At 39.6% G+C, this 8,167-nt stretch carries 10 protein-coding genes; 3 read left to right on the forward strand and 7 right to left on the reverse strand.

Annotated elements, in window-relative coordinates; translation table 11 throughout:
* Positions 1-126 precede the first annotated feature (126 nt).
* From QF004_RS10505 to QF004_RS10535, 7 genes are all read right to left on the reverse strand, one after another.
* Positions 127-1,299 carry a glycoside hydrolase 100 family protein gene (locus QF004_RS10505; RefSeq protein ID WP_307425980.1) on the reverse strand — a complete coding sequence of 391 codons (1,173 nt, stop codon included), beginning with the start codon at positions 1,297-1,299 and terminating at the stop codon, positions 127-129.
* A gap of 20 nt (positions 1,300-1,319) precedes the next feature.
* Positions 1,320-2,126 carry a glucosamine-6-phosphate deaminase gene (gene nagB / locus QF004_RS10510; RefSeq protein WP_307425983.1) on the reverse strand — a complete coding sequence of 269 codons (807 nt, stop codon included), beginning with the start codon at positions 2,124-2,126 and terminating at the stop codon, positions 1,320-1,322.
* Between the two features lie 36 nt (positions 2,127-2,162).
* Positions 2,163-3,305 carry a glycosyltransferase family 4 protein gene (locus tag QF004_RS10515; protein WP_307425985.1) on the reverse strand — a complete coding sequence of 381 codons (1,143 nt, stop codon included), beginning with the start codon at positions 3,303-3,305 and terminating at the stop codon, positions 2,163-2,165.
* Between the two features lie 55 nt (positions 3,306-3,360).
* Positions 3,361-4,014 (reverse strand): PIG-L deacetylase family protein, encoded by a 654-nt coding sequence (locus QF004_RS10520; protein WP_307425988.1) that lies wholly within the window; start codon positions 4,012-4,014, stop codon positions 3,361-3,363.
* 58 nt (positions 4,015-4,072) lie between these two features.
* Positions 4,073-4,414, reverse strand: a complete 342-nt coding sequence (locus tag QF004_RS10525; RefSeq protein ID WP_133438593.1) for a cupin domain-containing protein — start codon at positions 4,412-4,414, stop codon at positions 4,073-4,075.
* A gap of 193 nt (positions 4,415-4,607) precedes the next feature.
* A complete protein-coding gene (locus QF004_RS10530) occupies positions 4,608-5,168 on the reverse strand; it encodes an AraC family transcriptional regulator (RefSeq protein ID WP_221343583.1) in 561 nt (186 codons plus the stop codon).
* A 476-nt stretch (positions 5,169-5,644) separates the two neighbouring features.
* The gene (locus QF004_RS10535; protein ID WP_165983174.1) at positions 5,645-5,809 is read right to left on the reverse strand and encodes a hypothetical protein; all 165 of its coding nucleotides are present in this window, start codon (positions 5,807-5,809) and stop codon (positions 5,645-5,647) included.
* 401 nt (positions 5,810-6,210) lie between these two features.
* Here QF004_RS10535 and QF004_RS10540 point away from each other — a divergent pair, with 401 nt between their 5' ends.
* The 3 genes from QF004_RS10540 (at position 6,211) to QF004_RS10550 (ending at position 8,051) form a co-directional block, all read left to right on the forward strand.
* A complete protein-coding gene (locus QF004_RS10540; protein ID WP_307426000.1) occupies positions 6,211-7,044 on the forward strand; it encodes a tyrosine-type recombinase/integrase in 834 nt (277 codons plus the stop codon).
* Entirely contained in the window at positions 7,041-7,253 is a 213-nt protein-coding gene (locus QF004_RS10545) for a tyrosine-type recombinase/integrase (RefSeq protein ID WP_307426004.1), read from the forward strand. Before QF004_RS10540 ends, QF004_RS10545 begins: the two co-directional genes overlap by 4 nt.
* A 141-nt stretch (positions 7,254-7,394) precedes the next feature.
* A complete protein-coding gene (locus QF004_RS10550) occupies positions 7,395-8,051 on the forward strand; it encodes a hypothetical protein (protein ID WP_234110385.1) in 657 nt (218 codons plus the stop codon).
* Positions 8,052-8,167: the final 116 nt, after the last annotated feature.

The raw sequence follows: 8,167 nt of genomic DNA on the forward strand, positions 1-8,167 counted from the left end.
GTTAAATTGCAAGCTAAGGTATGGAATTTTGCTTGAAAACAATTGAATATTAGCAGTTTAGAATTACATAATTCATAGATTCCTTTGGTTCAAAATAAAGGATGTACTGTCAGTTTTCAACACTAATTAGTCCGACCGGATACCATCAAAAAACGGGGTGTATCTTTTTTGAACACAAGCTGCTGCGTATAAATAATTGGAAGCACTCCAGGTTTGCCAATCCTGACCCATTGGATTTCCGGTTTGGGCTTTATACCATTCATTAAAGCCAAATGCTAAGTTCTCGTTTCTGCCTTTTTTGATGAGCTTGGTCAATGCGAGAAGTTTCTTTTCTGCCACCTCGAATTCTTTTGCGGCTACCAGCGCTGCAATGTAAAATCCGCTGATAAATGGCCATATTCCGCCATTATGATAATCTCCGGGATTATTGAATTCTGAATATCTCGGTAGCCAATCCGAATCTTCCGGGAGAATAAAAGGGAAAAAATTGGGCGTCAGATCAACTGCCAAATCCTTGGTTTTATGCATTTGTTCACATTCATTTTCGATCCATTTTACCATCTCTCCGGCTTTTTCTGCCGACGCTAATCCGGACAGAATGGCGAGACTGTTTCCCAATAAATCAAACCGGGTGCTGCTGTAAATTTTATAAGACCACAAAGCGTAATAGGGCTTGTCTTTAATGGCAAATCCTTCGTGCGGACAGCTGTGGGATTTGTCTGAAGAATAGGTCAACTGCCGCATTGCATTTCCGAGGTTTTCGGCTTGCTGGTGTTTTCCCAAAAGTTGAAGCCCGGAGTAGGTCAGCGTATTGACGAAAAGCCCATGGCCGGGCACCCATTGCTCATCGCGCCAGTCACTGGTTGGCTGTTGCGCTATTAAGTGATAGCTGGTTGGACACTGGTATTCCATCCAAGTGATTGCTTTTTTTACCGCATCTTCAAGAAAGTTTGGGTCACCGAGTATTTTTCTGAAAATCCCGCCTGCCATTAAAAATAATGGAGTAGTGTCACTGGAACCAAGATTGGCTTTATCACTGACGAGTGACGGGATTTGTCCGTTTTTCGATTGGTTTTTGGCTAAGTTCGATAAGACATTTCTTGAGCTCTCTATCAGTTCTGTATTTTCACTGGTTGCGATTCCCAACACTGCTATCAAAAGATCCCGTGTATAAGGTTCCGGATATCCCCATCCTGCGGTCCTTGGTAAATCGGCAACGGTCCCATGAGCATTGTGCAAAAGTACTTCTATGGCTGCTTTCTTGGCTTCTTCAATCTGTTGGTTTTCTTCGGGTAACATGATGGTTTTATTTTATTTGTTTACAGATGTGTTCCATTCGTAGAAATACGTTCGATATCTTTGAAGTATTTTACTGTTTTAACCTGTAATTCCATTGTGGCCGGTTCGTCACAAATTAATACACATTTTGGATGCATTTGAAGTATGGAAGCAGGCCACATATGGTTTACAGAACCTTCCAATACTTCTCTCAATGCTCTGGCCTTATGATAACCGCTGACCACGATCAGAACTTCTCTGGCATCCATAATTGTCCCGACACCAACAGTAAGAACTTCGGTGGGAACCTGAGATGCATCGTCTTCAAAAAATCTGGAATTTGCCTGAATGGTATCATAGCACAGTGTTTTTATTCTTGTTCTGGAAGTCAGCGAAGATCCGGGTTCGTTAAATGCGATATGGCCGTCCATTCCTATTCCGCCGAGAAACAGTTCAATGCCGCCGTATTTCATGATCTTCTTCTCATATTCAATACACTCTTTTTCCAGATCATCTGTATTGCTGTTTAAAATATTGATATTTTCTACAGGAATATCGATATGCCTGAAGAGGTTTTCGTACATGAAAAAATGATAACTCTCGGGATGGTTTTCCGGAATACCAATGTATTCATCCATGTTGAAAGTGATCACATGACGAAAGGAGATATCGCCTGACTTATTCCTGCTGATCAGTTCGTTATAAGTTGCAATTGGTGATGAACCTGTTGGTAACCCAAGTACAAACGGCTTTTCTGTTGTCGGATGGAAATCATTTATTTTTTTAATTAAATAATCGGAAGTCCAACGGGCGATGTCATTCCCGTCTTGTTTTATCAGAACTCTCATCGTTGCTTTATTTAAACTGTTGATTCTTTTTAGAACTTATTTAATTCCTAATCTATCTTCTAAAATCTGTAGAAATTTTTTGGTGACCACTTTGTAATCAAAATGTTCTACGGCACGCGCTCTTCCGGCTTTTCCCATTTTTATCCGGAGTTCCTCATCTTCCATCAGCTTTAGCAGATAGTTGGCGATATCCTGAATATTGGCACGATAATCAACTGTTCTGGGCACGTCAAACTGAACTTTACGATTGGCTTCATAGCCCGACTCTTCCCCTAAAATAACTTCATTTACGACGATTTTTTTGGCGACGTGAGCCAAAAAAGCAGTCTCATTATGGATCAGGGTGTCCAACAAGCCCATGGCATTGATTCCTATTACCGGTTTGCCGCACGCTCCAGCTTCTACCTGAGGCATGCCAAAACCTTCAAGCCTCGATGGAGCCGCATAAATATCGCAGGCCCCAATCAAATAAGGCATAAAGTTTCGCGAAATCTTATTGGTTGCGTAGGTAATATTTTTTTCGAGACCGAGGGATTCAGCCATTTTCAGATCGAGCATATTTTGAACCTCTGTACGGGGTTGTGGCCATACTTTACAAACATATTTCCAGTCGGGTGCTTTGGTATCGATGAGTGCCAGCGCCTGCATTACTTCCTGAGCGCCTTTTGAAGCGGCGTCACCACCTACGGTGAGGATCATAATCTGATCCGGCGAAATCCCCAATGATTCGCGAACGGTCAAAATTTTAGGATCATTTTTATCAAAAGGAACAAAAGATGAAGTGTCACATCCTACCGGAAGCACCTCGATGTTTTCAGCTTTGATGCCGTCTCTTACATACATTTCTTTCACCCAGTTTGAAGTCACCAAAATAAGCGGCAGTTCGTTTAAAACTTCCTGATAATTGGCAATGTATCCATCTGCGACCAACCAGGGTACGGCCAGAATTCCGTAACGCTGCGGATGAAGGATAAGTTCCGGTGTATGACCCCAATAACCGACTCCCACCACAATGTCGGGCTCGAACCAGCGGTAGTACCATTCTTTTTCCTGAGCTGATTCGAAATGGGCTGCTTTCGCATCGACACCGAGTTCAAGCAGTCCACGGAAAAGCATGTCTCCCTGAGTGGCTAAGCCCCCTGGCGAAGGCGGGTAATCATATAAGACTAAAACTTTCATAAGTTTTTGGTTTTAAAAGAGCAGTTCAGATTATTCACTTTGGTAATAATTGTTTTTATGGCGGTGTTGCGTTGTGCAGCATTGAATTCCGCTCCAACCAGTTTCGCGCATCTTCTGGATTTTCGAACTTCCAGAAGGCTTCGCTTTTCGGGGTGGTTTTGGCTTCGAATCCTGTTTTTTCAAAACCGTAAACTTCTGTAATCAGGCGGTATTTTTCTTCCCATATATTTTTGGGAAGCATCTGCTGAATGCTTGCTCCTCTTATTGCTTTCGGACTGTATTTTTTATTTCCATCTTCATAAGCGAAAGTCCAAAGTTCCTTCGTTTCGATTTTTTGACCGTTCCACAATGCGATAACTGCGCTGCCAATTTCTTCATGACGAAGATGGCGGGTGTATTCGCCGCAAGGGCTGTGCGTGATCATGAGATCGAAGTTGGATTTTGGAAGCAGGTCTAAGATTGCATCCTGTACTTCTTTGATGTCGAGGGGTTTTTGTTCCGGACCGTCATCCAGATTACCCATAATGCCCTGGGCGCCAAGTTCTTTTAAAGTCCTTTGAAATTTGGGAGCCCTGTCAGGATCATTTTTCCTGCATAAGCAGGCTACGAAGCAGTTGCATTCGGGATGAAGTAAGATCATGCCGCCACACCAAAGGACTTCATCATCAGGATGGGCGACAATTACAGCTATGTTCTTATAGAACTCCATGGTCTTTTCTTTTGCGGCAGAAACAGCATTTTGAAGTGAGTAAATCTTTTCCTATAAATTATAATTCATAGCCACTTTTTATAACCGTAGTAATCATTTTAACTCGTTTTTTAGCTTTTATAGTATTTCTGGTATTGGCAGGTATGATCATCGCTTCGCCGGTAGTCAGCGTATGTGAAACGGTATCGATTTCAATCTCCGCAAGCCCTTCAATCATGTGTATAAACATATCGAACCGGGATAGTTTTTCAGTTAGGGTTTCTCCGGTATCAAAGGAGACTACGGTGATACTACCCGTTGTTTTTTTTATAATGGTTTTTGTAACCACAGAATTGGGAACGTATTCAATGCTCTTTAAAATAACAAAGGATTTCGATTTTTCAATTTCTGTATTTTCCATCTCCAAAATTTTAAAAGCTAAACCTAATATGGATTTTAATAAATCTTAGTATAAAGGTGCTCGATTTTAAGGAATAATGTATTACAGAGTAACGAAGAAGAATTATAGTATTCCCACATTCATTTTAAACTATTCACAGTCATATAATAAGGAGGAGGCACGGTGGTTCTGTTCCGGAAAATTTTCTTTTATGTTACAAATCTTCAAGATTCCTCAACCGTTTCTTTTTGAGGCCTTTAAAATAGGTTGGAGTAAGACCGGTGATTTTTTTAAACTGATTAGACAGATGTGCGACACTGCTGTAATGCAGCTTATAAGATATTTCCGTAAGGTTTAATTCACCATACATCAGGAGTTCTTTTACCTTTTCAATTTTGTTTAAAATGATGTACTGTTGAATGGTCATTCCCTTGACTTCCGAAAATGTATTGGCTAAGTATGTATAGTCATATCCCAATTTTTCGCTGATATAGTCTGAATAATTTATTTTGGGTATTTCGTCGGAATAATGAATCATTTCAATAATGATGGCTTTTATTTTTTCAATGATAATATTCCTCTTGTTGTCTAGAAGCTGCAGGCCGTAAATCTGTAATTGCTGGCGCAGCTGTTCTTTTTGCGAATCGGTGATCGATTCCCGGATCTCAACGGTCCCAAGTTCGACATTGACGCAGTGCAGTCCTAATTTCTGTAGTTCTTGCTTTACAATTATTTTACAGCGCAAGCTAACCATATATTTAATATAGATAAACATGGTGTTTCGGAAATTTGGTGTTCCAAAACGAACGCAATGAGGTTTATTTTAGAACGTGGTTAAGTAGTTTTGTTTTTTTTTTTGACCGCTTTAAAAATAATTAGATGCGAGATTGTTTTTTAAGGTTTCCTTAAAATATTCACTTATCTAATGCGAAAAATATATTTCTGACTTCAAAAAGAATTATTTTTGATATTTTTCTCTTCGCAATTGGTCAGTTTAAAGATACAAAATTCTGTACAAATCGTAAATTTTTTTTAAAATATGGATATGTGCCGCCGATAGGGATTAAATTAAAATTTGCTGGAAAATGATATGCCTGTTAAATGCACCTATTCAGTGAGTTCTCACTATTTTAGAAAAAAAATCACTTTTAATTTCAAAATAAAAAGCTTCCGAAACCCGATATCATATCCGGTATTTTAATTGGAGACCGGTTCTTTATTAAAGAATTTCTAATGCGCCAAAACCCCTTCTTATTTGAAGGCGGCGGTACGCTGAGGAGCAGCCGTTTTAAAAATGAGGGTTCCCATCACGATGAAGGTTTGGTGCGTGCGTAATTTTGGGATTTGCTGTTCACGAAAACCCAGGTTTCCTAAAGCTCCGCTCAGAATACCGTTTTTTGAAATTCCTGCCATCATCCTGGTGGTTAGTTAATGATAAGGCTTGGGATCCTTAACCTTACAGAGTAGCTAAATCTTAAAATAATATACTGCAGGTTAATGGCTTGACTATAAAATTACTGGTGTGGTTATGGAGTTGCTATGGAGTTGCTATGGACTCGCTCACTTGGTGCGTGGAATGTGACCCGTCCCGAAATGATACAGATGAATACCTCGTGATATCACTGTACAAATATAAATAAAATCTTGAAAGAACGGTACAACGGCATATTTTGTAACTGGAGTTTCCGTATCGTTCTTTTACCTTTTCCTGAGTTTCTCCCTTCACTGCTGCAAGCGTGGACAAAGTTTGGTTCTTGTGAAAACAAAGTTTTGTACAGGAAGTTTTTATTATCTTTATGTCTGAAAATCAGTAGGCTATGAGATGGAAAGCAACCTTGATTAAATACCGTGATGCAGACCGTATTGCGGTAGAATTTGAGAAGGATCAGGAACTGATCCGGAGGATAAAACTCATTGATGATGCCCGCTGGAATCCTCAGAGAAAGTATTGGCATATTCCGGATACTTTTGAAAACAGAGCAAGGTTTAATCTTGTACAAAAGCAAGATACCGAACCTTCTGCGGAAGGACAGGAGCACCTCCGCCAATTTATCCGGTGGCTTTCCGCCAAAAGATACAGCCTGAATACGATTGACACCTATTCTAAAGCTTTAAAAATATTTTTCGTGTATTACCGTAATAAAGAGATTAGTGAAATCACTAATGAAGATGTACTCGACTTTAATAATGATTATATTCTGAAAAAAAATCTGTCAGCATCTTACCAAAACCAGGTGACTAATGCAATAAAATTATATTTCCGAACGGTGCGGGGCGCAAAAATAGAAGTGGACAAGATCGACCGCCCTAAAAAACCTAAGATATTGCCCAATGTGTTGAGTAAAGAGGAAGTGAAGGATATTCTGGAGGCCCATCATAACATTAAGCACAAGACAATGCTGTGTTTAATTTACAGTTGCGGTTTAAGGCGCAGTGAGCTGCTTCACTTAAAACCACAGGATATTGATTCTAAAAGAAACGTTGTCCTGATCAGACAATCTAAAGGTAAGAAGGACCGTATTACGCCGCTTTCCGGTAAGATTTTAGATTTGCTCCGGGAATATTATAAAGAATTCCGGCCGAAAACCTGGCTTTTTGAAGGACAGACGGTAGGGGACCTTATAATCAGCAAAGTTTACAAAGTGTTTTGAAGTTGGCTTTGAAGAAAGCACAAATCACCAAGCCGGTCACTTTGCACTGGCTGCGCCACAGTTATGCCACGCATTTATTGGAGGGTGGGACCGATTTGCGGTATATTCAGGAACTGCTTGGCCACAACAGCAGCAAGACCACGGAGATTTACACGCATGTGAGCACCAAGAGTCTGCAGCAGATAAAAAGTCCGTTTGATGATTTGTAAAATATTTTCGCTATTTTAGCGAGGCAATAATGTATGACGATAATCATACATCTACACCCAAATCGGGGTGGCTTTGTATGATTGTGTCATACATATAAACGAGTTAGCGGTCAGGCTATGACGACACAAACCGACATAAAAATGAAAAAATTATTATTAGCAATATTGACAATCTCGCTCTTGACAAACTGCAATAATTCGCAAACAAAATCTGTGGACAAAAGCGACAGACTTGAGCTTGTTCCTGAGCCGGACAAAGAATTGCGAGAAGAATATGAAAAACAACAAGAATTAAACAAATCGAATTGTAGCTTTATTGATCCAGACACTTCAGTTGTTGGGATTAAAATTAAAAATGTCGAAAGCACTTTAAATATTTTAGGAAAACAAACGAAATTAGAAGGTGACTCAACTCACGTATTCTATTCGAGTGACAAAAAACAAAAACTCGGACTGACCGTGCATCCAGGAGACTACTATAGCCAAGTGAGTATTTTCAACATTTCGTATTCAGACAATTCAAAACAAAACTTCCGACAAATAAAATCAAAGGAATTTGAGACCGAAAAAGGAATCAAACTTGGAATAAGTAAAAGAGAAATTATTGAAAAACTTGGATCTTGCTATTTAGCCAAAGACAGCACAGGGAATAGTATTGTACTTAACTACAGAATTGAACTTCCAAACGATAGTAAGACAAAATTATTGAAGAGGAACAATATGCCAATTTATTTTGCCACATATAAACTGACAAATGACAAACTCGAAAATATTGAATTTGGTTTTGAATATCCATAGACCGAAAGAAGCCCGAACCGCTAACATTATGCCGAATAGAAAAAAGGCCTAACACGTAAAAATGTTAGGCCTTTTTGCTATTCGGTGTTCAGCGACGCCACTCATTTTTCATAGGT

The organism is Chryseobacterium sp. MDT2-18, assembly GCF_030815285.1.
In the GTDB taxonomy this organism is placed as follows: domain Bacteria; phylum Bacteroidota; class Bacteroidia; order Flavobacteriales; family Weeksellaceae; genus Kaistella; species Kaistella salivictor.